Source organism: Belnapia sp. AC561 (assembly GCF_979252845.1).
On sequence record NZ_CEEDBP010000004.1, the window covers coordinates 16298 to 41870 of the forward strand.

Sequence of the window (25573 nt, forward strand, 5' to 3'; positions counted from 1 at the left end):
CGGGGCCTGAGATCTCCTGGCGGAGGGGGCTTCCTTCGCGGGACGGGCTGAGGTATGGGATGAGGGCGGGACCCGTAGCTCAGCTGGATAGAGCGTTGCCCTCCGAAGGCAAAGGTCGTACGTTCGAATCGTATCGGGTCCGCCACTTTCTGCGCATCGCGGCCCTTCCGCCCAGGCTTCCCGTCAGGGCAGGATCACCTGCCCCGCGCCGAGCCCTCAAGCATCTCGCCGCCGCACCCGCCGCCACAGCCGGCCGATCCCCCGCGCGGATTTCTCCAGCCATACCTTGAGCCACGGGAAATCGTCGCTCAGCAGCGCCAGGCCCAGCGGCAGCATCCACAGCCCCAGAATCGGCAGGATCGCCAGCATCCCGCCGAGGATGAGCAGCACCCCCGCAAGCAGCCGCCACGCTTTCCGCGACGGATGCCGCAGCCAGGCCACGCCGGACTGAACCCGCAGCGGCAGCCTGGTGAGGAGATGCGCCACCCTGGCATCCCAGGCCGCCGCGATCTGCACGGTCATGTCCGGGGTCCCACGCCGGCCGCCCGACTAGCGCGAAAGACGGCGACGCTCCTGCTCGATGCGGCGCCGGTCCTCGTCGATCTGCCGCTGCTGGGCATCCAGCCGGCGATCCGCTTCGTCGAGCATGTGCATCCGTTCCCGGGGGTCCGACCTGTCGTCATAGACCGGTCGCCGGTCGTCGCCCCGCCGCGGGCCGCCGCTGCGCGGGTCCTGCTGCTGCTGCGGCTGCCCGCCCTGGAAGCCCTGCAGCAGGCGGCCGATGGTATCCTGCATGTCCTGCGCCGAAGCGGGTGTGACCAAACCGGCGCCGAGCGCGGCGCAAAGGGTAATGACGGCGACTGAGCGCATGATGTTCTTCCTGCCGTGACAGGGTACAGCGCAGGCGCAGGCCTTGCGGTTCAATGGCCCCGGGAAATTGTTGCGCTCGCTGCCGGGCCGCGGCTCACGCATGCACCTGCCGCAGCAGCTCCACCAGCAGGTGCCCGGCCGGCGGCAGCCGGTGGTGCTGCACCGTCGCCATGGCGAATTTCGTCGTATAGGCCAGCGCGCCGCTGCCCCGGACCTCGGCCAGCCGGTGCTGCGGCAGTGCGTCCGCATAATGCGTCGGCAGGTAGCCGACGAAGCCACCGCCGGCCAGCAGCATCGCCACCGCCTCCAGCCCCCGCGCCACCGCATGGCGTTCCAGCTTCAGCCGCCGCGCCAGGCTCAGGGTGCGGTAGTCGTTCTGCCGCGTCACCAGCACGTAGCCGCGCGCCTGCAGCTCCGGCAGCGCCGGCGCCTCGCCACCCTCGGGCAGCCCGACATAGAGCCGGAATTCCTCCGGAAACAACCGATGCTGCCGCATCTCCGCCTTGCCCAGCGCCATGCCGGTGATGCCGATATGCAGCCGCCGTTCCAGCAGCCCCTGCCGCAGGTCCTCCGGCGTGCCGATCGACACATGCAGCGTGGCGGAGGGCGCCTGGTCCCGGAAGGCCGCCACCGCCCGATGCACCCGGCAACGCGGGTTGGTCAGGCAGTTGTCGGCGATGCCCAGGTACAGGTCCCCCCGCACCGCATTGCGTGCCCGGTCCAGCTCGTCCCGCACCATGTCCAGCGTATCGCCCGCGGCGACCGCCACCTGCAGCGCCACCCGGCCGAATTCCGTCAGCGCGAAGCCGGCCGGGCCGCGGTAGCAGAGCGTCGCCCCCAGCCTGGTCTCCAGGGTCTGCAGATGCCGGCTGATGGTCGAGCGCTCCATGCTCAGCCGCGCCTCCGCCGCCGTCAGCCCGCCCGCCTCGGCCACCGCCCGGAAGATCCGCAGCAGGCGCAGATGCCCCTCGGTGATGGGCGGCAGGCTCGGCAGGGGGGCGGCAGCGCTCATGCGTGCAGATCATACAAGCATGCGTGCGGAGACAATGCCGCACTGCACCACGAAAAGGCGATATCCTGACAAACGCGCCTGTTCTGGTGATTGTTCCAGCATTCTGCCGCCAAAACAGGCGATACCGTCTCTCCGAGGGGATCCCGACCGTGCCGATCACGCGCCGCAGCCTTGCCGCCCTCACCGCCACCGCCGGCACCGCCCTCCTCATCCCCGGCCAGGCCCGGGCCGAGACCGCGCTCGAGCGCATCCGCCGCCTCGGCACCGTCACCGTCGGCACCGAGGCCGCCTACCCACCCTTCGAGTACGTCCAGGACGGCAAGATCGTCGGCTACGGCAAGGACCTGCTGACCGAAGTCGTCGCCGCCCTCGGCGTCCGGCTGGTGCAGCTCGACCTGCCCTGGCAGGGCGTCCTCCCCGGCCTGCTCGCCGGCAAGTTCGACTTCGTCGCCACCACCGTCGGCATCAACGAGGAACGGGCGAAGCGCTACGCCTATACCCTGCCCATCGCCAACGGCATGCCCTACCTGCTGAAGCGCAAGGGCGACCCGATGACCAAGCCGGCCGACCTCAACGGCAAGGTCGTCGCCACCCAGCTCGCCTCCTCGACCGAACCCGTCGCCCGCGCCCTCGATGCCCGGCTGAAGGCCGCCGGCGGCCCCGGCTTCAAGCAGCTCCGCCTCTTCCCCGCCTTCCCCGATTGCTTCGTCGCCCTGGCCAGCCGGGAGGTGGATGCGGTGGTGCAGTCGCTGCCGCCGCTCTCGGTCCTGGTGAAGCAGCAGCCGGATACCTTCGCCCTGCTCGGCCCGGCGAACGAGGGCGCCCCGCCCACCTACCTCGCCTGGGTCACCCGGCCGGACGAGACCGATTTGCGCGACTTCATCTCCGGCGTCTTCCGCAAGCTGCGCGACGACGGCACCACCGGCCGGCTGCAGGACAAGTGGTTCGGCCTGCGCATGGACATCCCCGACGCCGGCTACCTGCCGCCCGGCGCCATCTGAACCCATGGAGTTCAAGGCCGGCATCTTCTTCAAGGCGGTGCCGGTCCTCGCCCAGGCGGTGCTGCTGAACCTCCAGCTCGCCGCCGCCATCATCGTCCTGGCGGTGCTGGCGGCGACCGCGCTCACCATGCTGCGCGCGTTCAAGCTCGCGCCGGTGAACATCCCCATCGACCTGCTGATCAGCCTGGTCCGCGGCACGCCGCTGCTGATCCAGATCTTCGTCTGCTACTACGGCCTGCCCGCCATCGGCCTGAACTTCAGCCCGATCATGGCCGGCATCCTCGCCATCGCCGCCAACAGCATGATCTTCCTCAGCGAGGCGATGCGCGCCGGCCTCGGCACCATCGACCCCGGCCAGGTGGAAGCCGCGACCGCGCTCGGCCTGCCGCCACGAGGCATCTGGCTGCGCGTGGTCCTGCCCCAGCTCTTCCGCCGCATTTTGCCGGTGCTGACGGCGGAGCTCACCATCGTGGTGAAGGGCACCGCCCTCCTCTCCGTCATCACCGTGGTCGAGGTGCTGCGCCGCGCCCAGCAGATGGCCAGCGCCAGCTACCGGCCCTTCGAGCATCTGCTGGCCGCCGCCCTGGTCTTCCTCGTCGTCAACCTCGCGGTCGGCGCCGCCGGCCGGCTGGCGGAGGCCCGCCTCGCGGCCGGGCGGGCGTAGCGGCATGCGCTTCGATGTCTCGGTCATCACCGACCACGCCGGGCAGTTCCTCGACGGCGCCTGGCTGACGCTGCAGATCACCATCCTGGCCTTCCTGCTCGGCTATGCCCTCGGCATCGGCATGGCGCTGCTGGCGATGCTGCCGGGGCGGCTGCCGCGCTGGCTGGTCGCCGGCTATGTCGGGGCGCTCCGCAGCGTGCCCTTCATCATCACCTTGTTCGTTGTCTACTACGGCCTGCCCTTCGCCGGCATCCGCCTGCCCGCCTTCCTGGTCGGCGTGGTGGCGCTGGCGGTCTTCTCCAGCGCCTATTACGCGGAGATCATCCGCGCCGCGATCCTCGCCATCCCGATCGGCCAGTTCGATTCCGCCCGGGCTATCGGCATGACCTATCCCCAGGCCATGCGCCACGTCATCGCGCCGCAGATCCTGCGCGCCCTGGTCCCGCCCTCGACCAACACCACCCTGTCGATGATGAAGGAATCCGCCGTCCTCAGCTCAATCACCATCCCCGAGCTGACCTACCAGGGCCTGGTCGTGCAGGGCGATACCTTCGCCCCGGTGGAGGTCTTCGCCGCCGTCGCCGCGCTGTACTGGGCCATGGCCATCGTCATCAGCGCCATCGCCCGCTGGGCGGAAGCCCGCAGCGGCCGCGCCCAGGCCGGCGCCGTATTGCGCAGCCGCACCGCCGCCCGCTACCTCTCGCTCGACTGGCGGACCCGCGCATGAGCGGACCCGTCCTCCGCCTGCTCAACCTCCGCAAGCGCTTCCGCCAGACGGTGGCGCTGGATGGCGTCTATCTCGATATCCACCCCGGCGAGGTCGTCGCCCTGATCGGCCGCAGCGGCTGCGGCAAGAGCACCCTGCTGCGCTGCGCCAGCTGGCTCGATGAACCGGACGAGGGCTTCATCGAGCTGGAAGGCCGGCCCTTCGGCCGCGGCACCACCCCCGGCGGCGTGGTCCAGCGCCATACCGCGCGGCAGGTGGCGGCCATGCGCCCGCGCCTCGGTTTCGTCTTCCAGCAGTTCAACCTCTGGCCGCACATGACCGCGCTGGAGAATGTCGCCCGCGGCCAGATCGTCGTCCTCGGCCGTGACCGCGCCGCGGCCGAGGCCAAGGCCGAGACGCTGCTCACCCGCCTCGGCCTCGGCGCCCTGCTCCGCCGCCACCCGCACGAGCTCTCGGGCGGCGAACGCCAGCGCGTCGCCATCGCCCGGGCCCTGGCCATGGACCCGGCGCTGATGCTCTTCGACGAGCCGACCTCGGCGCTCGATCCGGAAGTGGTCGGCGAAGTCCTCGCCCTGCTGCGCAGCCTGGCCGAGGCCGGCATGACCATGCTGGTGGTGACGCATGAGATCGGCTTCGCCGCCCGCGTCGCCGACCGCCTCGCCTTCATGGACCAGGGCCGCATCCTCGAGGACGGCCCCGCCGCCCAGGTCCTCGCCGCGCCGCGCGAGCCCCGCCTGATCTCGTTCCTCGACCAGATCCTGCCCAATGCCAGAACCCTCGGAGCACAATGATGCCTGCTGACATGTTCCATCTCGCCTGGTTCCTACAGGGATCGAGCATCCAGGCCTGGAACCAGGCCTGGACCGGCAACATCAGCGAGGAGTGGATGTCGGCCGAGATGTTCGTCGATGCCGCCCGCGCCATCGACCGTGCCGGCTTCGACTACATGCTGCTGGAGGACAGCATCTACATCGGCCAGAACTGGCAGAACTCGCGCGAGATCTTCCTGAAGAACGGCATGTCGGTGCCGCGGCAGGAACCTTCGGTCATCGCCTCGCTGATGCTGGCGGCGACGAAGCACCTCGGCGTGGTCCCGACCCTCTCGACCTTCGCCTACCACCCGTATCTCACCGCCCGCATCGTCGGCACCCTCGACCAGATCTCGAATGGCCGCGCCGGCTGGAACATGGTCACCGGCAGCTCCGACTTCTCAGGCCAGAACTTCGGCCTCGACAAGCTGCCGGAGCACGACACCCGCTACGACATGGCCGGCGAATACATCGATGTCGTGACCCGGCTCTGGGATTCCTGGGAACCCGGCGCCATCGTCGCCGACCGCAAGTCCGGCGTGCTGATCGACCACACGAAGGTCCATACCATCGACTTCAAGGGGGAATACTACGCCAGCCGCGGTCCGCTGAACTCCGGCCCCTGCCCGCAGGGCCGCCCGGTCATCGCCCAGGCCGGCGGCTCCTCCAAGGGCCGCGCCACCGCGGCGAAATACGCCGACACCATCGTCGCCCACCCGAAGGGCATCGAGGCGATGAAGGACTATCGCCAGGAAGTCCATGCCAACATGCGCCGCTTCGGCCGCGACCCGAAGACCTGCAAGATCCTCTACATGGCCTATCCCATCCTGGCGCAGACCGATGCCGAGGCGCGCGACCGCGCCGATCAGCGCCGCATCTCCGCCGCGGCGAACGTCGACCAGCGGCTGGCGCAATTCGGCTGGACCACCAACCTCGATCTCTCCGGCGCCGACCTCGACGCCCCGGTCGGCGAGCTTTCCACCAACGGCCACCAGTCGAGCCTCGCCGGCTTCATCCGCAACGCCGGCAAGAAGACGCTGCGCGAGGCCATCATCGACTACAGCAGCATGGGCGCCTGCGTCGACCTGGTCGGCTCCCCGGAGACCGTCGCGGCGCAGATGGACGAGGTGATGCAGGAAGTCGGCGGCGACGGCTTCCTCATCGCCCTGCCCAATGTCAGCCGGAAAAGCGTCGCCGAGGTGACGGAAGGCCTGGTCCCCGCCCTGCAGCAGCGCGGCCTGATGCGCCGCACCTTCGAGCACGCCCATTTCCGCGACAACCTGCTGGCCTTCTGACCTTGATCCCGCCCCGCATCGCCGCATAATCGCCGGCGCAACGGAGCCCCGCCATGACCCGCCACCTCGTCCTCGGCTGGCTGATGAACCCGGTCGGCAACCACCCCGCCGCCTGGATGCACCCGGATGCGCGGCCGGAATTGTCGCTCGACATCGGCCACTACGCGAGGCTCGCGCAGCTGGCGGAACGCGGGAAGCTGGACTTCGTCTTCCAGGCCGATGTGCCCGCCGCCCGCGACGGCAACATGCGCGCCCTCAGCCGCGCCCCGCGCTTCATGAACATCTGGGAGCCGATCACCCTGCTGACGGCGCTGGCCGGCGCCACCACGCATATCGGCCTCGGCGGCACCTCCTCGACCAGCTACACCGAGCCCTACAACCTCGCCCGGCAATACGCCTCGCTCGACCACATCAGCGGCGGCCGCGCCGCCTGGAACGTGGTGACCTCGGCGCATCCCTCCACCGGCTACAACTTCGGCCGCGACGGGCTCGAGCCCCACGCACTGCGCTATGCCCGCGCCCGCGAATTCACCCGCCTCGCCTTCGAGTTATGGGACAGCTACGACGACGACGCCTTCCTGCACGACAAAGCATCCGGCCTCTACTTCGACCCCGACAAGATGCACGTCCAGCACCACAAGGGCGAGTTCTTCACCGTCCGCGGCCCGCTGAACATCGCCCGCAGCCCGCAGGGCCGCCCCGTCATCATCCAGGCCGGCGGCTCTGAGGACGGCAAGGAACTCGCCGCCGAGACCGCCGAGGTGATCTTCGGCGCCGAGGGCAAGCTGGACAAGGCGATCCTCCTCGCCGCCGACATCAAGGGCCGCATGGCCCGCTACGGCCGGCCGCAGGACCACCTGAAGATCCTCCCCGGCCTGTCGCTGACCATCGGCGCCACGCGGGAGGAAGCGGAGGACCGCTACCAGACCCTCCAGGACCTCATCCACCCCGACGTCGGTCGCGAGCTGCTGTCCGACGACCTCGAGGGCATCCACCTTTCCGCCATCCCGCTCGACAGCCCCATCCCGCTGGAGATGCTGCCGAAGACCGCCAACCGGCATAAATCCTATTTCGACGCCATCGTCGCCGCCATCCGGGACGAGGGCCTGACCCTGCGCCAACTCTACCAGCGCCACGTCGCCCGCAGCGGCACCTCGGTCCGCGGTACGCCGAAGATGGTCGCCGACCGCATGCAGGAATGGTTCGAGGCCGGCGCCGCCGACGGCTTCATGGTGACCTTCAGCAGCATCCCCCACGACCTGCAGCTTTTCGTCGAGGAGGTCATCCCCGAGCTGCAGCGCCGCGGCCTGTTCCGCACCGACTACAGCGGCCGCACCCTGCGCGACCACCTCGGCCTGCCCCGCCCCGCCAGCCGCCATGCCGGCGCGCAGCAGGCCGCGGAATAGCTCAGGGGTCGCCGGGCACGCCGTAGGAAGGCGCCACGGTTGGGTCCAGCGCCCGCTGCAGATAGGCCTCCTGCTCCGGCTGCCAGCGCGCCCATAGCGCCGCCAGCGCCGCCACCGGGTCGTCCTCGGCCCAGTCCACCCGCAGGTCGGCGATCGGCCAGGGCTGGTCCCGCACCACCACCATCCCCGCCGAATGCACCGGACCGGCCTCGCCGCCCGCCGCCAGCCCGGCCTGCATGGCGGCGACCAGCCGGCTGCCCAGCGGCGCATCGGGGATGGCCTCGAAGGCCGCCACCATCCGCTGCGGCACCGCCGGATCGGCCAGCATGTTGCCCGCCGCGGCGCAATCCGCGCCCAGCGCCGCGCCATGCAGCCCGAGCGTCCCGCTGCCGGAGAATACCGCCGCCGGCCCCGTCCGCCCCAGCACCACCAACTGGCGGTATTCGATGAAGGGCGTGCTCGCCCGCAGCCTGGCCAGCACCGCCGCGGCCTCCATCCCCTCCGCCAGCCAGACCAGCCCCTGCTGCCCCAGCCGCGGGTCGGTGATGTTCTGCGCGCCGACCACGCCCGCGCCCGCCCGCGCATGCGCGCAACGCGCCGCGACCGCCGGGGAGGAGGAGGATACCGCGATGCCGAATTCCCCGGTCCGCGGACACCGCCCACTGATCGAGAAGGTCATGCGCGCACCGCCGGTGCGGCGGACCGATCGGCGCCTGCGGTGCTCGGCTTCGCCTGCGCCCTCCGGCGATCGGGCCGCATCATTCCGGAATCACCGCCGTCGCGTCGATCTCCACCAGCCACTCCGGCCGCGCCAGCGCGACGATGACCAGCCCGGTGCAGACCGGATGCACGCCACGGATATACTCGCCCATGGTCCGGTACACCGCCTCCCGGTGGCGCACGTCGGTGATATAGACCACCAGCTTGGTCACATGCTCCATCCGGGCGCCGCATTCGCCGATGAGCTGGACGATGTTCTGCATCACCTTGTGCGTCTGCGTGACCGGATCGCCGATGCCCACGCTCTCCGAGGTATCCAGGTCCTGCGGGCATTGCCCGCGCAGGAAGACCAGCGTCCCCCGCGCCACCACCGCCTGCGCCAGGTCGTTGTCCAGCTTCTGGGCCGGGTAGGTGTCGCGGGTATTGAAGGGACGGATGCGGGTATGGATCACGGCATTCTCCTGGCCAGCGGCATCACGCGAGGCTAGCGCCAGCGCCACGGCTGTGGAACCATCCGCCCATGCCCACCGTGTTTTTCCTCAACGGCCCCAATGCCAACCTCTATGGCCTCGATGCCCAAGGAGCGTTTGCACGGATGTATGGCCGAGAGGATTTCCCCGCCATCAGCGCCCGCTGCCACCGCGCCGCCGAGCGTGCCGGCCTGCTGCTCGACTTCCGCCAGACCAACGACGAAGGCCAGCTCATCGACTGGGTGCAGGAAGCCCGCGCCGCCGCCGACGGGCTGCTGATCAACGCCACCAGCCTGTCCTACACCTCCATCGCCGTCATGGACGCGATGCTGATGCTGGACTGCCCGGTGATCGAGATCCACCTATCCAACATCCATCGGCGCGAGCCCTTCCGCCACAAGACCTTCACCAGCCTCGCCGCCACCGCCAGCATCTGCGGCCTCGGCCCGCTCGGCTACGTACTCGCCATCGGCGCCATGGCCGGCCTCATCGCCGCCGGGCGCCGCCGCTGACGATTGCCGTCGCCTTCCAAAGCGACCTGGGGGAATGCCTGTCCCGAAATCCATCCCCGGGGTCACCTGCCTGCACGGCGAGGCGGCCCTGGCCGAGGTTCTCCGCGGCAATGAGATCCCGGCCGCCATCGGCGGCAGCCGATGTGGCGGAAAGCATCCGGTGGACGCGGCGCGCGGCTACTGAAGCGGGACCGCCTGGGATGGGATCACCGGAAGGCGCCGATCACGCGGCCAAGCCGTGAGCCGGGTCGCTTTCCTGTGCCGATGCGCCAGGGCCTCGCCGGACAATGGCGGCGCCGTCCTGGGCTGCCGCCGGCGTCCGCGCGGAGGTTGCGGCCAGGAAGCAGCCCATCAGGGCGAGCCAGGCCAGCCGCCCATGGTACCGGCCTTCCACGTCGCCTCCGACGCCGATGACGAGTGCATTGCCGATAATCGCCGCCAGGCTGATGCCGATGAACACCGCCGCCAGCGGCACCCGGCGGCGCCAGGCGATCACGCCGCCGAGGGCGAGCAGCGGCAGCCAGGCCAGCGCCGTCAGGTCACCCAGTCTGGCCGCCGCCGTAAGCTGCACGGTGCGCAGCGGCCGGCCGATGCCGCCGTCCAGGTGCCCGTACTGATGGTCCCGCAGGCTGTCCAGGATCGCCGCCTGGTCCCGCCGTGCCCCGAAGGAGGCGCTGTCGGGCGACAGCAGAATGGCGCCCGCCCGCGCGATCCCGGCGGTGAGCGATTCCCGCCAGTACCGCCGGGTGGTGGCGGAGACGATTTCCGCCGCCTCCGACGCATAGCCGACCATGCCGCCGAGCCGGGCCTGCAGCGGGCTGTCATCCGCGAAGCCGAACCATAGCGAGGTGGCCCCGTCCAGCAGGATGCGCTCGTCGCAGAGCCGCCACCGGCGCGTCGGGCATTCCGCGTCGAGCGTACGTTGCGTCAGCCCATCTTCGACCTGCCGGGTCAGTGCGAGCGCGGGGCTCGAATAGGTCACCCGGAAGACGCCGTAATGGACGAAATTCGCGCTTATCAGGATAGCGGCCGCCAGCACCGGTGCGCCGATGACGCCGAGCGCCGCGCCGCGCGACAGCCCGAGCCCGGGCCAGACCAGCGCGGCGACCAGCAGCATGCAGCCGACACCGAACAGCAGGGGCAGGTGCGTGACATGGGCCATGCCGGCAAGGACCATGAAGCCCGCCATCAGCCCGTGCTCCCAGCCACGCCTTGGCGGCCGCACGACAAGGACGAAGGCCGCCACGACCATCAGGCCGGTCAGGACATCCGCCATCACCCAGATGATGAAGAAGGGCAGGCTGGACATTGCGATGACCACGGGCGCCGCCAGCCGGCTGCGCCAGGGTACCTGCAGCGCGTCCAGCATGCGCCAGATCAGCCAGGCGGCGAGGATCGCATGCCCCACGACGATCGGCCACAGAGACAGGTTCCAGTGCAGCAGCCGGATCATATAGGCATAGACCGGCGGCCGCAGCGTGCCGAAGCCGAGCTGAATGCCCACCGCCAGGTAATCGATGGAATCCCAGAACAGCATCGGATAGCCGACGAGCAGGATGGGCCAGACCGAGGCGGCAAGCAGGCCTGCCGCGCCAAGATAGATTGTCTTGTCCCGTTCCATGACCGTCCCGTGCAGCGCCGTTCCGCAGCCATTCTCAGGCTCCGCCAGACCATGATACGAACAGCATTCCCTTACCGTATAGTTACGAAAACGCGTGCGACCGATGGGGCCGGATCGGGCACCCGCAGGGACAGCGCCGCCCTGCCTCCTAGGCCTCATCGAATACCCCCCCTGCCCGAAACGCCTCCCGCACGAACCCCGCGAAGATCCCCACCGCCGGCCGCGTCACCTGCCCCCGCGGCGCCACCAGCATCAGCCGCACCGGCGCGAGATCCGCATCCAGCGGCAGTGCCGTGATCCGGCTGCCATCCACCGCATAGGGGCTGCGCGGGATGGCATTCTGGATGGCGAAGCCATGCCCATTCCCCACCATCCCCCGGATCAGCTCCTGGCTGCGGGAGGCGAAGCCGATCCGCGGCTCCAGCCCCTTCGCCCGGAACAGCGAGTAGAAATATTCCCGCGAATGCGGCAGGTCGAGCAGCAGCAGCGGCTCCCCCGCCAGCTCCGCCAGCGTCAGCCGCGGCCGCCGCGCCAGCGGGTGCTTGGCCGGCAGCACCGCATGCGGCGGCAGCGCCACCAGCGGCGTCGCCTCCACCGCCTCCGGCAGGGCGAAGTCATAGGCCAGCGCCAGCTCCGTCCGGCCGAGCGCGATTCCCGCCAGGATCTCCGCCTGATCGCCTTCCTCCAGCCGCACCGAGATCGCCGGATGCCGCTCGGCGAAGGCCGACAGCAGCCGCGGCAGGAAGCGCGGCGCCACCGTCAGGAAGCAGCCGAGGGTGATCTCCCCCGCCGGCTCCCCGCCCAGCGCCCGCGCCCCCCGGGCGAAATCCCCCGCATGCGCCAGCAGCTGCCGCGCCTCCGCCACCACCCGGGCGCCGGCCGGCGTCGGCGTCACCCCGCGCGCGTGGTGGCGCCGGAACAGCGCCAGCCCCAGCTCCGCCTCCAGCGCCGCCAGCGCCTCGGAGATCGAAGGCTGCGAGACGTGCAGCCGCCGCGCCGCCGCCGTCACGCTGCCCTGGTCGGCGACGGCCACCAGGTACCGCAGGGCCCGCAGGGAAATCTCCATCCGCATAGGCTAGCCCTATGCCAAAGCCCGGCAAAAGATATTTTGCCGATGCCCGGCCAGGCCCCATCCTGCCGCCCGAACAGGCAGACAGGCCCCGATCCATGATCCGTACCGGCGCGCAATACCTCGACGGCATCCGCGACGGGCGGGAAGTCTGGATCGACGGCGAGAAGGTGAAGGACGTCACCACCCACCGTGCCTTCGCCCCCATCGTCGCCGTCAAGGCCCGCATGTACGACATGCAGCATGAGGCGAAGTACCGCGAGGACCTGACCTACCAGGAGGGCGGCGAGACCCACAGCGTCTACAACCAGCCCCCCCGCACGCAGGAGGACTGGCACCGCAAGTGGCGCAGCGTCGATGCGCTGATGAAGGACATCGGCGGCGTCGTCACCCGCGTCGGCGACGAGACGGTCGGCGAAATGTGGTCGCTGCAGGATGGCCGCGACCTGCTGAACGAGATCGACCCCCGCTTCGCCGCCAACATCGAGAACCACATCAACCGCGTGGTCCAGCAGGACCCCTTCCACGTCTCCGCCAATACCGACCCGAAGGGCGACCGCAGCAAGCCCATCTCGGAGCGCGACCCGGACATGATGGTCCATGTCGTGAAGGAGACCGACGCCGGCATCGTCATCCGCGGCGCCAAGTACGAGACCGCCGCCGCCTATGCCGACCAGGCCTACCTGAAGCCCACCGTCGGCGCCTGGACCGACGAGAAGGAAAGCGACTACGCCCTCGGCTGCATCGTGAAGATGGGCGCGCCCGGCGTGAAGCACATCTGCCGCGGCGGCTTCGCCGGGCGCGGCAACGCGGCCGACTACCCGCTGGCGAACAAGTTCGACGAGGTCGATACCCTCGTCGTCTTCGACAACGTCCTCATCCCCTGGGAGGACGTCTTCTTCTACCGCTATACCAAGGCCGCCCAGCAGGTCCGCGCCACGCTGCACCGCTATTCCGCCTTCCCCTATGTCCTGCGGCTGCTCTACGTCGCCGACATGATGATCGGCGCCGCGATGTGGAGCGCCCGGCAGACCGGCCTCGAGAAGCTGCAATCCGTGCAGGAGAAGCTCGCCGACCTGGTCTGCTACCGGGAAGGCATCCGCGCCCACCTCACCGCCGCCATCGCGCTCGCCGAGCGCAGCCCCGCCGGCCTGCTGATGCCCAACCAGTCGCTGCTCCACGCCGGCCGGGTACTGGCCTGCTCCCAGCTTCCGGTGATGATGCATGCGGCGCGCGAGCTGATCGGCGGCCAGCTCTGCGTCACCCCCAACCAGGCCGCCTTCACCGGGGAGGGCAGCAGCGACTGGTTGCAGAAATTCTACACCCTGAACGACAGCTGGGGCGCCGAGGACCGCCGCCGTCTCCTGTCATTCAGCCGGGACCTGCTGAACAGCGATTACGCAGGCCATCGCCTCGCCTTCGTGCAATTTGCCCAGGCACCGCACTTCAACCATCTCGCCGCGGTCTACAAATCCTTCGACTTCTCAGGCCCGCTGGACTTCGTCCGCCGCGCCGCCGACCTCTCGGACCGGGTGCGGGGCTGACGCCAGCGCCTGCCCTCGACCGCAACCTCCGCGGCGCCAAGCAGGCCGAGCTGACGGAGATCCGGCACAGCCTCGGCATCACCCCGGCCTAGTCCACTCCATCATCCGCCAGGTTGTCGCGCAGGGTCTTGAACCGGTACGCGGTGCGGAAGCGCCCGCGGCGCTGCAGTTCCGGGACCAGCAGGTCGGCGATCCCGGTCAGGTCCAGCGGCATCGAGACGGTATGCCCGAGCATGAAGCCGCCCCGGCTGCCCGTCGCCTCGAAGACCTCCTCCATCCGGTCCGCCAGTTGCGCCGGGGAACCCGCGAAGGTCGTGTCGTAGCTGGTGGCTTCCTTCAGCCCGTGCTCGAAGAACTCGGCCCGCGTCAGCTCGGTATCCGCGCCGATCCGTTCCGCCAGCTTGTGGATGAAGCCGACCGGGGAGGCCTGGCTGGCGATGATCTCCGCATGCAGGTCCCGCAGGCAGAACCGGGCCGGCACCCTGGAGAAGTCATAGCCTGAATTGTAGGACAGATAGGCCCCCACCGCTTCCGGCGGAATGGCGGTCAGCAGCATGTCCCGCCGCGCCAGCGCCTCGCGCTCCGTCTCCGCCACCACCATCGGCGTCTGCCACAGGATGCCCACCGTCTCCGGGTCCCGCCCCTTCGCCGCCAGCGCCGCATCCAGCGCCTGGCGCTGCCGCACCTGCAGGTGCAGGTCCATGTCCGCGCCGAAGACATGGTCCGCGACATGGGCCGAGGCGCGGATCCCGCGCGGCGAGCCGCCCGCCTGGATCAGCACCGGCCGCCCCTGCGGCGAGGGCGGCGTGTTCAGTGGCCCATCGACCTTGAAGAACCGTCCCGCGTGATGGACGTCGTGGATCCTGGCCGGGTCGCCGACCCGCCCCGTGATCCGGTCCCACAGCATCGCATCCGGCTCGGCGCTGGCCCAGAGCGCCTTGCAGACATCGGTGAACTCCTCCATCCGGTCGTAGCGGGCGCCGTGGTCCATCAGCCCATCGAAGCCGAAATTCGCCGCATCCGCCGGCCGGGTGGAGGTCACCAGGTTCATCGCGATCCGCCCGCCGGTCAGGTGATCCAGCGAGTTCATCAGCCGCGCCGTGTAGTAGGGATGCATGAAGGTGGAGGAATAGGTCAGCCCGAAGCCCACATGCTTCGTGACGCGCGACATCGCCACCGCGATCGGCTGCAGGTCCTGCCGCGGCCAGTTCATCCCCCACTCGACCGCGGCATCGCGGCTGCCGCGCCAGGTATCCGGCACCCCGGTCCCGTCGCCGGAGAAGATGATGTCGAGCAAGCCGCGCTCGCCGATCCGCGCCATCTCCTCGAACATCTCGATATCCGGGAAGACCCGCCCCGGCCAGGCCCCGGGCATGCGCCAGCGGCCGCCCATGTGCGTGTAGGAGAAATCGAACCCCAGATGCATCCGGCGCTTGGCCATGCCGCCGTCCCCGCTGCTGCGGTGCAGTGACCAGCAAGTCCGGTGCCAAGGCAATGCCGGGATGCGGCTCGGTGCCGCCACGGAACGGCGTCCGGGGTCGCTTGCGGCAAGATGCATTTCTGTTAATAAGAATCATTCGCATCTAACCGACCGCCTGGACTATGGGGACCGATACCGATGGGTCGAATTCACCGCATGGCCGATCAAGGCGTGCCCGCCCATCGTGCCGGCGCGACGGCCGCCGCGGGGCGCCTGGCCGCCGGGGTGCTGCTCTGCGGCTTCGGCACCCTGCCGATGGCCGCGGCCCAGCCGGTGCTTCCGGCCGGACCGGCGGGGGCCACGCCCGCCCTGACCGAGGTGGAGGCGATGCGGCTGCCGCAGATGGAGATCACCGGCGTCGCCGGACCGATCGCGGGCGCCCTGCCGCCCGCCTATGCCGGCGGCCAGGTGGCGCGCGGCGGCTCGCTCGGGCTGCTCGGAACCCGGGGCGTGATGGACACGCCCTTCAGCACCACCAACTACACCTCCCGGCTGATCGAGAACCAGCAGGCGCGCACCGCCGCCGATACCCTGGTGAACGATGCCTCCGTCCGCCTCACCACCGGCAGCAACGGCTTCGACGACACCTTCCAGATCCGCGGCTTCGCCGTCCCCGCCCAGGACGTCGGGCTGAACGGGCTCTATGGCCTGATCTCCTCCAACCGCGTCCAGGCGCAGCTCATCGAACGGATCGAGCTGCTGCGCGGTCCCGGCGCGCTCATCAACGGCATCGCGCCGGGGGGAAGCATCGGCGGCGCCATCAACATCGTCAGCAAGCGGGCCGGCGAGGAACCGCTGACCCGGCTGACCACGACCTATATCGGCAGCGGCAATGTCGGCGTCCATGCCGACGTCGCCCGCCGCTATGGCCAGAACAAGGAATGGGGCATCCGCTTCAACGGGCTGTACCGGGATGGCGAGGCCTCGATCGACCGCGGCAACCTGCGCAGCGGCCTCGGCGCGCTGGGGCTGGACTACCGGGGGGAACGCCTGCGCTGGTCGGCCGACGCCATCTTCCAGCGCGACGATACCCGCAACTTCCGGCCGCAGATCAGCATCCTGCCGACCGTGACCCGCATCCCCGCCCCACCCGATGCGCGCAGCAACTGGTACCCCGGCACGCGGCTCTCGCAGCAGGACTCCACGATCGCCACGCGCCTCGAATACGACCTGACGGATTCGGTGACCGCCTATGGCGCCGTCGGCTACCGCGACGGCTGGAACCAGCAGGTCTTCCCCGGCTCATCCCCGGGCGTCGCCGAGGACGGCACTTTCCGGGTCACCAACGCCTTCTACGATTCCTACTCCAGGACCGTCAGCGGGACCGCCGGCCTGAACTGGCGGTTCAACCTGCTGGGCGTGGGCCATACCGTCAACGCGGCCTATACCGGCTTCCAGCAGGAAGCGGGCAATGCCTATGTCACCACCGCCACAGGCCTGGCCTCCAGCATCTACAGCCCTTCTGCGCTGCCCGCCGTCACCGCAGCGCGCACCGATCCGCGCCGGGCCTCCGATACCACGCTGAACAGCTTCGCCCTGGCCGATACGCTGGCCTTCGCCGGCGACCGCGTGCTGCTGACCCTCGGCGTCCGCCAGCAGGACGTTCGGGTCGCCAGCTACAGCACCACCACCGGCGCGCGGTCCTCCACCTACGACGCCAGCGCGACGACGCCCTTCGCCGGCCTGGTCGTCAAGCCGCTGCAGAACGTCTCCCTCTACGCCAACTACGCCGAGGGGCTGACGCGCGGCGAGATCGTGGGTGCCAGCTATTCCAACGTCGGCGAGGTCCTGGCCCCCTTCAAGTCGGAGCAGTACGAGGCCGGGGTGCGGGTGGACTGGGGCGCCGTCACGACGGTCGCCTCGGTATTCCAGATCACCCGGCCGAATTCCATCCGGACCGCCTCGAACGCGCTGGCCTACGACGGCGAGCAGCGCAACCGCGGGCTGGAGCTCTCGGCCTATGGCGAGATCCTGCCGGGGCTGCGCGGCATCGGCAGCGTGACCTTCCTCAAGCCGGAGCTGACCAGCCCGGCCATCGCCGCCCAGCGCGGCAACGACGCGGCCGGCGTGCCGGACCGGACGCTCTCGGCCGGGCTGGACTGGGACGTGCCGAATGTCCCCGGCCTCGCCCTCAACGGGCGGGTGATCCATACCTCGGGCTCCTACCTGACCAGCGCCAATACGGTGCGCTTCGACGGCTGGACCCGCGTCGACATCGGCGCCCGCTACCGCACCGAGATCGACCGGAAGCCGGTCGTCTTCCGCGCCAGCCTCGAGAATGCCTTCGACCAGAATTACTGGCTAACGACCGGCACCTACGTCACCGTCGGGTCGCCGCGCACCGTCATCGTCTCGGCGGCGGTGGATTTCTAGCACCCGGCGCGCTTGACCCCGTTGCCCGCCGGGCGCTCAATCCCGGCACCAAGCCCTGGCAACAAGGGGAACGTCCACATGCACAGCACCGTCATCCGCGGCGCCACCATCATCGATGGCACCGGCAAACCCGGCTATACCGGCGATGTCGCCCTCGACGGCGACCGCATTGCCCAGGTCGGCGGCAAGGCCGGCCCCGCCACGCGCGAGATCAGGGCCGAGGGCCATATCGTCACCCCCGGCTGGGTCGATGCCCATACCCACTACGACGGCCAGGCCACCTGGGACAGCGAGCTTGCCCCCTCCTCCTGGCACGGCGTCACCACCATCCTCTTCGGCAACTGCGGCGTCGGCTTCGCCCCGGTCCGCCGCCGCGACCACGACGAGCTCATCGGCCTGATGGAGGCGGTGGAGGAGATCCCCGGCATCGCCCTGGCCGAGGGCCTCAGGTGGAATTGGGAAAGCTTCCCGCAATTCCTCGATGCGCTGGACGCCTTCCCCCGCGCCATCGACGTCGCCGCCCAGATCCCGCACCACCCGCTGCGGGTCTATGTCATGGGCGAACGCGCCATCCGGCGCGAGGCCGCGACCGCCGACGACATCGCCGAGATGCACCGGCTGGTCGAGGAAGGCATGCGCGCCGGCGCCTTCGGCTTCACCACCAGCCGCACCAACAGCCACAAGACCCTGACCGGGGAGATGGTGCCCGGCCGCTACTCCGAGGTGGCCGAGCTGATGGGCATCGGCCAGGCGCTGGGCAAGGTCGGCTACGGCGCCTTCGGCATGAACAGCGACTTCGACATCGAGACCGAGGAACTCGGCTGGATGACCAAGCTCGGCCAGCAGACCGGCCGCCCCATCTGGTTCCTGCTGACCGACCGGCCGACCGACCCGGCCCGCTGGAAGCGCCTGATGGAAGGGGTGCGGGCCGCCCGCGCCCAGGGCGCCATGGTCACCGCCCAGGTCTGCGGCCGCCCGGTCGGCGTGCTGCTCGGCGCCGATACCGCGCTGAACCCCTTCTCCATCCGCCCCAGCTACCAGGCCCTGCTGAAGCTTCCCGTCGCCGAGCGCATGGCCCGGATGCAGGACCCGGCGATGCGCGCGCAGATCCTGTCCGAGGCCCCGGCCGAGGAATACCTGAAGAAGCTGTCCCAGTTCCGCCAGCACATCGTCCGCCGCTGGAACCGCATGTTCAAGCTGGGCGACCCGCCGGACTACGAGCCGCCCGAGAGCGAGAGCATCGCCGCCATCGCCGCGCGCGAGGGCCGCACCCCGGACGAGGTCGCCTACGACTACCTCTCGGCAAGCCCGGACCATTTCCTGTTCTTCCCGGTCACCGGCTACAACGTCGACAACCACGACATCATCCGCACCATGCTGACGGACGATGCCACGGTGCTGGGCCTCGGCGACGGCGGGGCGCATTGCTCCTCCATCATCGATGCCGGCATCCCCAGCTACATGCTGACCCACTGGGCCCGCGACCGCAGCCGCGGCGACCGCCTGCCGCTCGAGCTGGTGGTGAAGCGCCAGACCAGCGAGACCGCCAGGTTCTTCGGCTTCCACGACCGCGGCGTGCTCGCGCCGGGGATGAAGGCCGACGTCAACGTCATCGACCACGCCAACATGCGCCTGCACAAGCCGGAGGTCCGCTACGACCTGCCCGCCGGCGGCCGCCGCCTGGTGCAGCGCGTCGATGGCTATCGCGCCACCTTCGTCTCCGGCGTCCCGGTCTTCGAGGAAGGCCGGTTCACCGGCGCCCTCCCCGGCAAGCTGGTCCGCGCCAAGGGTGCATCCAGGGGCGTTTGATGCCGATTCCGGCTACCGGGCCGGCGGCGCCGATGCGATCCTCGGCGCTGCCCTTCCGGCCTGCATCGAAAGATCCCGCATGACCCAATCCGCCGCCGATCTCCTGCTCGCGGTCCGCCAGGGCGGCCCCCGCCTCGCCGGCCTCGGCGCCGCCGCCCCGAAGACCGCGGCCGAGGTCTGGGCCATCCAGCAGGAGGTGCTGCGCCGGATGGATGGCCGCATCGGCGGCTACAAATGCGCGGCGCCGCCGGGCAAGACCCCCTCCGCCGCCATCATGGCCGCCAGCGGCCTGCGCCCCAGCGGCGGCACCTGGACCGTCGCCCCCGGCGAGCAGATCGGCATCGAGACCGAGATCGCCTTCCGCCTCGGCCGCGGCCTGCCCGCCCGCGCCACGCCCTACACCAAGGCCGAGGTGATGGACTGCATCGAGGCCGCCTTCCCGGCGATCGAGATGGTGGTCTGCCGCTACCTCGACCCCAAGGCGGTGACGCTGGAGGAGCTGATGGCCGACAACGTCTCCCATGCCGGCCTCATCCTCGGCGCCGACGTGCCGGGCTGGCGCGACATGGCGCTCGAAGCCCTCACCGTCCGCCAGACCTGCGGCGATGCGGTCCAGGTCGAGAAAGTCGGCGGCAACCCCTCCGGCGATCCCTTCACCCCCCTGGTCTGGCTGGCGAACACCCTGCCGCAATTCGGGCTGAGCCTGGAAGCCGGCCAGGTCGTCACCACCGGCAGCTGCACCGGCCTGCTCTGGGTGGACAGCAACCAGCGCGTCACCGGCGAATTCCTCGGCTTCGGCGCCGCGACCGTCGACCTCGCCTGACACGAACCGGGCCGCACCACGCTCATTGCCACGCCTCCCCGGAGTCCACCCACGATGCGGCCCTACTACTACCTCGGCAAGAACCGGGCGCTGACGCAGCTCGCCACCGGCCAGCCCTTCTTCGTCCATACCGCGGACCGCGGCATCAGCCCCTGGATCATCATGGGCGGCGTCTGGGAAACCTTCGTCGACAACGTGCTCTGCGCGCTGCTGCGGCCGAGGGATACCTTTCTCGATATCGGCGCCAACATGGGCTACTACACGGTCAAGGCCGGCACCATCGTCGGCCCGCAAGGCCGGGTCTTCGCCTTCGAGCCGAATCCCGAGCTCTTTCCCCTGCTGGTCGACAACATCGACATCAACGGCTTCAACGGCCGGGTCACCAGCTTCGCCCTGGCGGCCGGGGCGGAAGCCGGCTCCTCGCTCCTTCGCGTCAGCCCGACCAACATGGGCGGCGGCTGGGTCTCCGCCCCCGGCACGCCCGGCGCCAGCGCCCGGGACGGCCTCCGCATCGGCATCGACCGGGTGGATGCCCTGTTGCCGCCCGGCACCCTGGCCGATGTGGTGAAGATCGACACCGAGGGCTTCGAGCCGCTGGTGCTGCGCGGCATGGCGGAAACCCTGGCGCGCAGCCCGGCCTGCGCCCTGGTGGTGGAGATCAGCCTGCTGCAATGGCGCCAGTACGGCGACCCCTTCGCCATCCTGGCGCCGCTCGCCGCAGGCCGCCGCCTCTTCCTCATCCCGCACCAGGGCGCGCTGGTGCCGCAGACGGTGGCCGAGCTGCGCGCCACCGTCTCCCCCGATTTCGTCTCCTACGTCGCCCTGGTGCCGGAAGGCCCGCGGCTGGAGGCCATCGCCCGCTTCCTGTAGGGCGGGCGCGCCTTACGCCTTCGCCCCGCCCTTGCGGATGACCAGCCCGAAGGAGGTGGTGGTATAGCGCTCGAGCTGCAGCTTCAGATGCGGCAGCGCATAGGGCGGCAGGTCGATGTAGTCATCCATCTGCCGGTCGCCCGGATGGGTGTTGAACGTCGCCACCTCATGCCCGGCCGCCGTCAGCTCGAGGATCAGCGTCTCGATATCCTGCCGCCGATAGACCGAGAGCCCCGGCGTCTCCATCGTCTCGGCGTTGGAGGAGAGGTTGAACTCCGTCGTATGCACCGCGATGCCGCCCGGCCGCAGCGTCCCGAGGCTGGCGATGATGAAGTCGAGCCCCGCCCGCAGCGACCCCAGATGTTCCAGCGCACAGGCCGACCAGCAGAAGTCGTAGCCTGCGAGCTCGGCCGGGATGCGGTTCATGTCCACCGCGCGGAAGCTCACCAGCCGGCGGAACTCCGCCTCGGAGACCAGCTCGGACTGATGCACCACGTCCAGCCCGGCGGCATATTCGTTGGTCGAGTGCCAGCCCTGGTCGGCCACCACGTCGGCCGGCGCATCCGTCGCCATCACCGCCACGCCGCGCGAGGCGAAATAGGATGGCAGCGGCTCCTGCCCGCAGCCGAAGCCGAGGCCCCGGTTGCCCGCCTGCAGCAGCCCCGCCGCCTCCAGCGCCACGCCAATGTAGCAGAACTCCCAGGGCTTGCGGTGCTGCGTCGGCTTCAGCCCGAAGCGCTCGCACCAGGCGGCATAGGCCGGCTCCTCCAGCTGCCCGAGGGTGCAGAACTGGCTGTTCAGCCGGCTCAGCGTGGGCGGGGTGAAGCACCAGGGCACCTGCGGCGAGGCCGGCGGCGACAGCAGGAACAGCGGCACGGCGAAGCGCCGCGGCACCAGCTTGCGGTAGAAGTCGGCGAATTCCTGCGTCTCGGCGAAGGCCCGGCGCAGCGAATCGATGTCGGTATGCGTCCGGTGGAATTCCGCCTCCTCCAGGCTCGCCGGCTCCCGCCCGACGAAGAAGCGCATCGCCCAGCGTGCCGCGGCCAGGCTGACGCCCAGCGGCGCGTCCAGCGGCGGCAGCGCCGCGAAGGCGTCCGCCCGCAGCGCCCGCGCCGCGGCATTCCCCGGCGCCAGGGCCAGGGCCCGGTCGCAGGCGGCCAGCGCCGCCTCCGCCCGCCCGAGCCCGACCAGGATCTCGGCCAATTGCAGATGCCCGGCCAGCTCGCCCGGGGCCAGCGCGGCCACCCGCGCGAAGGCCTCCACCGCCGCCTCCGGCTGCCCGGCCGCCAGCAGCGCCTCGCCCAGCAGCCGCTGCGGCATGGCATCCTCCGGCGCCAGCGCCGCCGCCCGGCCATAGGCCGCCAGCGCCGCCGCCGGCTGGTCGCGCTGGCGCAGCACATGGCCCAGCTGCAGATGGGTATCCCCCTGGTCCGGGGCCAATTCCAGCGCCCGGCGATAGGCCGCCTCGGCCGCCGCCAGCTCCCCGGCGCCGCGCGCCGCATGGCCATGCTGCACCCAGGTGCTGGCCGGCTGCTCCGGCTGCGCCTGGAAGGCCTGGCGGAAGGCTTCCAGCGCCCCCACCGGCTCGCCCAGGGCGAGCAGCGCATGGCCCAGCTCCAGGGCCGCATCCACCCGCCCCGGCGCCAGGGACAGCGCCCGGCGGAAGGCCTCGACCGCCGCCACCCGCCGGCCCATGCCGTTCAGCGCATGGCCCAGCTGCATCTGGTATTCCGGGTTCTCCGCCGCGAGGGAAGCCGCCCGGGTATAGGCCTCCAGCGCCTCCGCCGCCTGGCCCCGCTGCTTCAGCGCATGGCCCAGCTGCAGATACCCTTCGGCGAAGCCCGGCCGCAGGTCCAGCGCCCGGCGATAGGCCCCCTCCGCCGCCGGCAGGTCGCCCGCCTCCTTGGCCGCATGGCCGTACTGGACCCAGATCGGCGGCATCGGCGGGTATTCCTGCAGCGCCCGGCCATAGGCCTCGCGCGCCGCCGGCCAGTCGCGCCGGTCCCGCGCCGCATTGGCCTCGCGGATCAGCTCCCGGGCACGCCGCCGCGCCGGTGTGACCTTCTCGATAATCCAGCGCATCCCCGTTGATGCTCCCATCCGGAAGAACCGGCCCGCCCAGCCATGACGTGAACCATCCCGCGGCCGGACAGGCCATGGGACCGACGGCAGCGACACCATAGGGCCGCGCCTCGTTCTCACAACACGATCACGACGCCGCGTGCAACCCTGCCGCGATCCATCGGCGCGCGGTGCAGCCTCGGCTTGACCGGGGCCTGAGCCGGGGCTGGACAGTGACGGGGCCCCGTCACCCCGGATTCCGCAGGTTCTCCCGCAGGGTCCGCCCGGCATAGGCGGTGCGGAACAGCCCGCGGCGCTGCAATTCCGGCACCAGCATCCGGCCGATCTCCTCGAAGGTGCCGGGGAACAGGGTCGGCGGCAGGATGAAGCCGTCGCAGGCCTCCGCCGTGAACCAGTCCTCCAGCACGTCGGCCACCTGCGCCGCGGTCCCGGCCAACAGGGCGCGCGGCTGCCGCACCGCCGCGGCGAAGCTGATCCCCTTCTCCCGCGCCACCTGCAGCATCCGGTCCCGATGCCCCTGGACGCCCTGGTTGCCGCCCGCCGCCTCCAGCGCCTCCGGCGTCTCGATGGTGCTGAGATCGGCGACGACGGACCAGGAGGACGCGGCCAGCACCAGCTCCGGGTCCACCAGGGATTCGAGGTATTCCGCCTTCTCCCGCGCGATCGACTCCGTCTCCCCCAGCACCACCGTGAAGCTCGGCAGCACCTTGCACTCCTCCACCGGCCGGCCGATCGCCGCCATCCGCCGGTGGATGTCGCTGCGATAGGCCAGCGCATCCGCCTTGGTCGCCGGGGTGCAGAACAGCGCCTCCGCCCAGCGCGCCGCGAAGTCCCGGCCGCGCGGGGAGGACCCGGCCTGCATGATCAGCGGCCGCACCTGGGGCGAGCGGGGGATCGACATCGGCCCCTCGGTGCTGACGTAGCGCCCGGCGTAATTGGCCCGGTGGATCTTCGCCGGGTCGGCGAAGACGCCGCCCGCCCGGTCCAGCACCAGCGCATCCGGCTCCCAGCCGCGCCACAGCGCGTCGCAGGCCTCCATCACCTCGTCGGCCATGTCGTAGCGCTGCGCCTTGGGCGGCAGCCCGCCCGGCATGCTGCAATTCCGCGCCTCGAAGTCCCGCGCCGTGGTCACCACGTTCCAGGCGACCCGCCCCCGGCTGAGGATATCGAGCGAGCCGAGGTAGCGCGCCAGGATGTATGCCGGCATGAAGCTGGTCGACAGCGTGACGCCGAGCCCGAGGTGCCGCGTCACCCGCGCCATCATCGGCAGCAGCACCATCGGATCCACCAGCGTCAGCTGCCCGCCGCGCCCGACGTAGTCGTCGTAACTGCCCTTGTACAAGTCGGGGATGCCGAGCCCATCGGCGAAGAAGCAGGCATCGAAGCAGGCCCCCTCCATCACCCGCGCCAGATGCTCCCAGCGCTCCGGGGTGAAGAGGTCGTCCAGCGTCGCCGCCGGATGCCGCCAGGAGCTGGGGTAGCTCGCCGAGGGACCGGCCTTCAGATAGGCCACCAGGTTCATCTTGCGCCGAGCAGTCATGCGGGCCTCCTGCAGATCCTTCCAGCAAACCCCGCGCCAGCCGCCCTTTCCAGGCCCGTGACCTTGCCGCCATCCCCCCACGGGCGGATGATCCCGGCAAGACCACGGAGGAAACCCCCATGCGGCTGAAGGACAAGGTCGCCATCATTACCGGCGGCGCCCATGGCATGGGCGAGGCCGAGGCCCGGCTATTCGCCCGCGAAGGCGCCGCCGTCGTCATCGCCGACGTGCTGCCCGAGCTGGGCGAGGCGCTGGCCGCCGAGATCAACGCCGGCCAGGGCCGCGCCCTGTTCCACCGCGCCGACGTCACCGCCGAGGCCGACTGGCATGCCCTCATCGCCGCCACGCTGGAAGCCTATGGCCGGCTCGACATCCTGGTGAACAATGCCGGCATCAGCGGCAGCGCGGTCGGCGACGACCTGTCGCTGGCAGGCTGGAACCGGCTGCTGGCGGTGAATGCGACGGGCACCTTCCTCGGCACCACCCTGGCGGCGCAGGAGATGGCCAAGGCCGGCCGCGGCGCCATCGTGAACATCTCCTCCATCATGGGCTTCATCGGCGGGGCGGAGGGCCATCCCGGCTATTCCGCCTCCAAGGGCGCCGTCCGGCTGCTGACCAAGTCGGCCGCGGTGCGCTGGGGCCCGCAGGGGGTGCGGGTGAACTCCGTCCACCCCGGCTACCTTCCCGCCATGCTCGGCGGCACCAATTCCAGTGGCAGGGCGGCCAAGATCCCGCTCACCCCGCTGCGCCGCCTGGGCGAGCCCATCGAGGTCGCCCAGGGCGTGCTCTTCCTCGCCTCCGACGAGGCCTCCTTCATCACCGGCACCGAGCTGGTGATCGACGGCGGCTACATCGCGCAATAAACCCCGGGAGCAG

The 25573-nt window shown here is 70.5% G+C and carries 24 protein-coding genes and 1 tRNA gene; 15 read left to right on the plus strand and 10 right to left on the minus strand.

Annotated elements, in window-relative coordinates:
• Positions 1 to 68 precede the first annotated feature (68 nt).
• Positions 69 to 145, plus strand: a tRNA-Arg gene (locus AC0IW9_RS04355).
• Between the two features lie 71 nt (positions 146 to 216).
• Here the strand turns inward: AC0IW9_RS04355 and AC0IW9_RS04360 are convergent.
• From AC0IW9_RS04360 to AC0IW9_RS04370, 3 genes are all read right to left on the minus strand, one after another.
• A complete protein-coding gene (locus tag AC0IW9_RS04360) occupies positions 217 to 522 on the minus strand; it encodes a hypothetical protein (protein WP_471646984.1) in 306 nt (101 codons plus the stop codon).
• 27 nt (positions 523 to 549) lie between these two features.
• Positions 550 to 870, minus strand: coding sequence for a hypothetical protein (locus AC0IW9_RS04365; RefSeq protein ID WP_471646985.1), 321 nt, complete (start codon positions 868 to 870; stop codon positions 550 to 552).
• Between the two features lie 94 nt (positions 871 to 964).
• Entirely contained in the window at positions 965 to 1882 is a 918-nt protein-coding gene (locus AC0IW9_RS04370; RefSeq protein WP_471646986.1) for a LysR family transcriptional regulator, read from the minus strand.
• A gap of 149 nt (positions 1883 to 2031) precedes the next feature.
• Between AC0IW9_RS04370 and AC0IW9_RS04375 the strand changes: the two genes are divergently transcribed.
• Genes AC0IW9_RS04375 through AC0IW9_RS04400 form a run of 6 tightly spaced genes read left to right on the plus strand, consistent with a single transcriptional unit; the run spans position 2032 to position 7784 of the window.
• Positions 2032 to 2883, plus strand: a complete 852-nt coding sequence (locus AC0IW9_RS04375; protein WP_471646987.1) for a transporter substrate-binding domain-containing protein — start codon at positions 2032 to 2034, stop codon at positions 2881 to 2883.
• Between the two features lie 4 nt (positions 2884 to 2887).
• Complete coding sequence (locus AC0IW9_RS04380) at positions 2888 to 3547, plus strand: amino acid ABC transporter permease (protein ID WP_471646988.1); 660 nt, start codon at positions 2888 to 2890, stop codon at positions 3545 to 3547.
• Between the two features lie 4 nt (positions 3548 to 3551).
• On the plus strand, positions 3552 to 4274 hold the full coding sequence (locus AC0IW9_RS04385) for an amino acid ABC transporter permease (RefSeq protein WP_471646989.1): 723 nt from the start codon (positions 3552 to 3554) through the stop codon (positions 4272 to 4274).
• Positions 4271 to 5065 (plus strand): amino acid ABC transporter ATP-binding protein, encoded by a 795-nt coding sequence (locus AC0IW9_RS04390; RefSeq protein ID WP_471646990.1) that lies wholly within the window; start codon positions 4271 to 4273, stop codon positions 5063 to 5065. The genes AC0IW9_RS04385 and AC0IW9_RS04390 overlap by 4 nt, the downstream gene beginning before the upstream one ends.
• Before the next feature lie 11 nt (positions 5066 to 5076).
• Positions 5077 to 6378 carry an NtaA/DmoA family FMN-dependent monooxygenase gene (locus tag AC0IW9_RS04395; RefSeq protein ID WP_471646991.1) on the plus strand — a complete coding sequence of 434 codons (1302 nt, stop codon included), beginning with the start codon at positions 5077 to 5079 and terminating at the stop codon, positions 6376 to 6378.
• A 53-nt stretch (positions 6379 to 6431) separates the two neighbouring features.
• The gene (locus AC0IW9_RS04400; protein ID WP_471646992.1) at positions 6432 to 7784 is read left to right on the plus strand and encodes an LLM class flavin-dependent oxidoreductase; all 1353 of its coding nucleotides are present in this window, start codon (positions 6432 to 6434) and stop codon (positions 7782 to 7784) included.
• A gap of 1 nt (position 7785) precedes the next feature.
• Here AC0IW9_RS04400 and AC0IW9_RS04405 read toward each other — a convergent pair whose 3' ends face one another.
• Positions 7786 to 8463: a DUF1028 domain-containing protein gene (locus AC0IW9_RS04405; RefSeq protein ID WP_471646993.1), complete on the minus strand. Its 678-nt coding sequence runs from the start codon at positions 8461 to 8463 to the stop codon at positions 7786 to 7788.
• Between the two features lie 79 nt (positions 8464 to 8542).
• The gene (locus tag AC0IW9_RS04410; protein ID WP_471646994.1) at positions 8543 to 8956 is read right to left on the minus strand and encodes a RidA family protein; all 414 of its coding nucleotides are present in this window, start codon (positions 8954 to 8956) and stop codon (positions 8543 to 8545) included.
• Between the two features lie 68 nt (positions 8957 to 9024).
• Between AC0IW9_RS04410 and AC0IW9_RS04415 the strand changes: the two genes are divergently transcribed.
• Positions 9025 to 9486, plus strand: a complete 462-nt coding sequence (locus tag AC0IW9_RS04415; protein WP_471646995.1) for a type II 3-dehydroquinate dehydratase — start codon at positions 9025 to 9027, stop codon at positions 9484 to 9486.
• A gap of 34 nt (positions 9487 to 9520) precedes the next feature.
• Positions 9521 to 9670: a hypothetical protein gene (locus AC0IW9_RS04420; RefSeq protein ID WP_471646996.1), complete on the plus strand. Its 150-nt coding sequence runs from the start codon at positions 9521 to 9523 to the stop codon at positions 9668 to 9670.
• A 39-nt stretch (positions 9671 to 9709) separates the two neighbouring features.
• Here the strand turns inward: AC0IW9_RS04420 and AC0IW9_RS04425 are convergent, their stop codons facing one another.
• On the minus strand, positions 9710 to 11107 hold the full coding sequence (locus tag AC0IW9_RS04425) for a hypothetical protein (protein WP_471646997.1): 1398 nt from the start codon (positions 11105 to 11107) through the stop codon (positions 9710 to 9712).
• A 148-nt stretch (positions 11108 to 11255) separates the two neighbouring features.
• Positions 11256 to 12173: a LysR family transcriptional regulator gene (locus AC0IW9_RS04430; RefSeq protein WP_471646998.1), complete on the minus strand. Its 918-nt coding sequence runs from the start codon at positions 12171 to 12173 to the stop codon at positions 11256 to 11258.
• A gap of 101 nt (positions 12174 to 12274) precedes the next feature.
• Here AC0IW9_RS04430 and AC0IW9_RS04435 point away from each other — a divergent pair, with 101 nt between their 5' ends.
• Positions 12275 to 13720, plus strand: a complete 1446-nt coding sequence (locus AC0IW9_RS04435) for a 4-hydroxyphenylacetate 3-hydroxylase family protein (RefSeq protein WP_471646999.1) — start codon at positions 12275 to 12277, stop codon at positions 13718 to 13720.
• 88 nt (positions 13721 to 13808) lie between these two features.
• On the opposite strand, the gene AC0IW9_RS04440 is transcribed toward AC0IW9_RS04435, so the two are convergent.
• Positions 13809 to 15161, minus strand: a complete 1353-nt coding sequence (locus AC0IW9_RS04440; RefSeq protein ID WP_471647000.1) for an NtaA/DmoA family FMN-dependent monooxygenase — start codon at positions 15159 to 15161, stop codon at positions 13809 to 13811.
• A gap of 195 nt (positions 15162 to 15356) precedes the next feature.
• Here AC0IW9_RS04440 and AC0IW9_RS04445 point away from each other — a divergent pair, with 195 nt between their 5' ends.
• The 4 genes from AC0IW9_RS04445 to AC0IW9_RS04460 all read left to right on the plus strand — a co-directional run bounded on the left by AC0IW9_RS04445 (position 15357) and on the right by AC0IW9_RS04460 (position 21075).
• A complete protein-coding gene (locus AC0IW9_RS04445) occupies positions 15357 to 17573 on the plus strand; it encodes a TonB-dependent receptor (RefSeq protein ID WP_471647001.1) in 2217 nt (738 codons plus the stop codon).
• Positions 17574 to 17651: 78 nt separating this feature from the next.
• Positions 17652 to 19382, plus strand: coding sequence for an N-acyl-D-amino-acid deacylase family protein (locus tag AC0IW9_RS04450; RefSeq protein WP_471647002.1), 1731 nt, complete (start codon positions 17652 to 17654; stop codon positions 19380 to 19382).
• A 79-nt stretch (positions 19383 to 19461) separates the two neighbouring features.
• Positions 19462 to 20205 carry a 2-keto-4-pentenoate hydratase gene (locus AC0IW9_RS04455; RefSeq protein ID WP_471647003.1) on the plus strand — a complete coding sequence of 248 codons (744 nt, stop codon included), beginning with the start codon at positions 19462 to 19464 and terminating at the stop codon, positions 20203 to 20205.
• 54 nt (positions 20206 to 20259) lie between these two features.
• Positions 20260 to 21075, plus strand: a complete 816-nt coding sequence (locus AC0IW9_RS04460; protein ID WP_471647004.1) for an FkbM family methyltransferase — start codon at positions 20260 to 20262, stop codon at positions 21073 to 21075.
• Positions 21076 to 21087: 12 nt separating this feature from the next.
• Here AC0IW9_RS04460 and AC0IW9_RS04465 read toward each other — a convergent pair whose 3' ends face one another.
• Both AC0IW9_RS04465 and AC0IW9_RS04470 read right to left on the minus strand, forming a co-directional pair.
• Entirely contained in the window at positions 21088 to 23157 is a 2070-nt protein-coding gene (locus tag AC0IW9_RS04465; RefSeq protein ID WP_471647005.1) for a tetratricopeptide repeat protein, read from the minus strand.
• A 226-nt stretch (positions 23158 to 23383) separates the two neighbouring features.
• On the minus strand, positions 23384 to 24697 hold the full coding sequence (locus AC0IW9_RS04470; protein WP_471647006.1) for an NtaA/DmoA family FMN-dependent monooxygenase: 1314 nt from the start codon (positions 24695 to 24697) through the stop codon (positions 23384 to 23386).
• Between the two features lie 119 nt (positions 24698 to 24816).
• On the opposite strand from AC0IW9_RS04470, the gene AC0IW9_RS04475 reads away from it, so the two are divergent.
• Positions 24817 to 25560 (plus strand): glucose 1-dehydrogenase, encoded by a 744-nt coding sequence (locus AC0IW9_RS04475; protein WP_471647007.1) that lies wholly within the window; start codon positions 24817 to 24819, stop codon positions 25558 to 25560.
• Positions 25561 to 25573 lie beyond the last annotated feature (13 nt).

Excerpts from the sequence above, each read along its gene's own strand:
- AC0IW9_RS04445 (WP_471647001.1), top strand. The coding sequence starts at position 15,357 with ATGGCCGATCAAGGCGTGCCCGCCCATCGTGCCGGCGCGACGGCCGCC.
- AC0IW9_RS04405 (WP_471646993.1), bottom strand. The coding sequence starts at position 8,463 with ATGACCTTCTCGATCAGTGGGCGGTGTCCGCGGACCGGGGAATTCGGC.
- AC0IW9_RS04395 (WP_471646991.1), top strand. The coding sequence starts at position 5,077 with ATGTTCCATCTCGCCTGGTTCCTACAGGGATCGAGCATCCAGGCCTGG.
- AC0IW9_RS04380 (WP_471646988.1), top strand. The coding sequence starts at position 2,888 with ATGGAGTTCAAGGCCGGCATCTTCTTCAAGGCGGTGCCGGTCCTCGCC.
- AC0IW9_RS04390 (WP_471646990.1), top strand. The coding sequence starts at position 4,271 with ATGAGCGGACCCGTCCTCCGCCTGCTCAACCTCCGCAAGCGCTTCCGC.
- AC0IW9_RS04460 (WP_471647004.1), top strand. The coding sequence starts at position 20,260 with ATGCGGCCCTACTACTACCTCGGCAAGAACCGGGCGCTGACGCAGCTC.
- AC0IW9_RS04470 (WP_471647006.1), bottom strand. The coding sequence starts at position 24,697 with ATGACTGCTCGGCGCAAGATGAACCTGGTGGCCTATCTGAAGGCCGGT.
- AC0IW9_RS04465 (WP_471647005.1), bottom strand. The coding sequence starts at position 23,157 with ATGCGCTGGATTATCGAGAAGGTCACACCGGCGCGGCGGCGTGCCCGG.
- AC0IW9_RS04400 (WP_471646992.1), top strand. The coding sequence starts at position 6,432 with ATGACCCGCCACCTCGTCCTCGGCTGGCTGATGAACCCGGTCGGCAAC.
- AC0IW9_RS04435 (WP_471646999.1), top strand. The coding sequence starts at position 12,275 with ATGATCCGTACCGGCGCGCAATACCTCGACGGCATCCGCGACGGGCGG.
- AC0IW9_RS04365 (WP_471646985.1), bottom strand. The coding sequence starts at position 870 with ATGCGCTCAGTCGCCGTCATTACCCTTTGCGCCGCGCTCGGCGCCGGT.
- AC0IW9_RS04455 (WP_471647003.1), top strand. The coding sequence starts at position 19,462 with ATGACCCAATCCGCCGCCGATCTCCTGCTCGCGGTCCGCCAGGGCGGC.
- AC0IW9_RS04440 (WP_471647000.1), bottom strand. The coding sequence starts at position 15,161 with ATGGCCAAGCGCCGGATGCATCTGGGGTTCGATTTCTCCTACACGCAC.
- AC0IW9_RS04370 (WP_471646986.1), bottom strand. The coding sequence starts at position 1,882 with ATGAGCGCTGCCGCCCCCCTGCCGAGCCTGCCGCCCATCACCGAGGGG.
- AC0IW9_RS04360 (WP_471646984.1), bottom strand. The coding sequence starts at position 522 with ATGACCGTGCAGATCGCGGCGGCCTGGGATGCCAGGGTGGCGCATCTC.
- AC0IW9_RS04425 (WP_471646997.1), bottom strand. The coding sequence starts at position 11,107 with ATGGAACGGGACAAGACAATCTATCTTGGCGCGGCAGGCCTGCTTGCC.
- AC0IW9_RS04385 (WP_471646989.1), top strand. The coding sequence starts at position 3,552 with ATGCGCTTCGATGTCTCGGTCATCACCGACCACGCCGGGCAGTTCCTC.
- AC0IW9_RS04420 (WP_471646996.1), top strand. The coding sequence starts at position 9,521 with ATGCCTGTCCCGAAATCCATCCCCGGGGTCACCTGCCTGCACGGCGAG.
- AC0IW9_RS04415 (WP_471646995.1), top strand. The coding sequence starts at position 9,025 with ATGCCCACCGTGTTTTTCCTCAACGGCCCCAATGCCAACCTCTATGGC.
- AC0IW9_RS04475 (WP_471647007.1), top strand. The coding sequence starts at position 24,817 with ATGCGGCTGAAGGACAAGGTCGCCATCATTACCGGCGGCGCCCATGGC.
- AC0IW9_RS04430 (WP_471646998.1), bottom strand. The coding sequence starts at position 12,173 with ATGGAGATTTCCCTGCGGGCCCTGCGGTACCTGGTGGCCGTCGCCGAC.
- AC0IW9_RS04450 (WP_471647002.1), top strand. The coding sequence starts at position 17,652 with ATGCACAGCACCGTCATCCGCGGCGCCACCATCATCGATGGCACCGGC.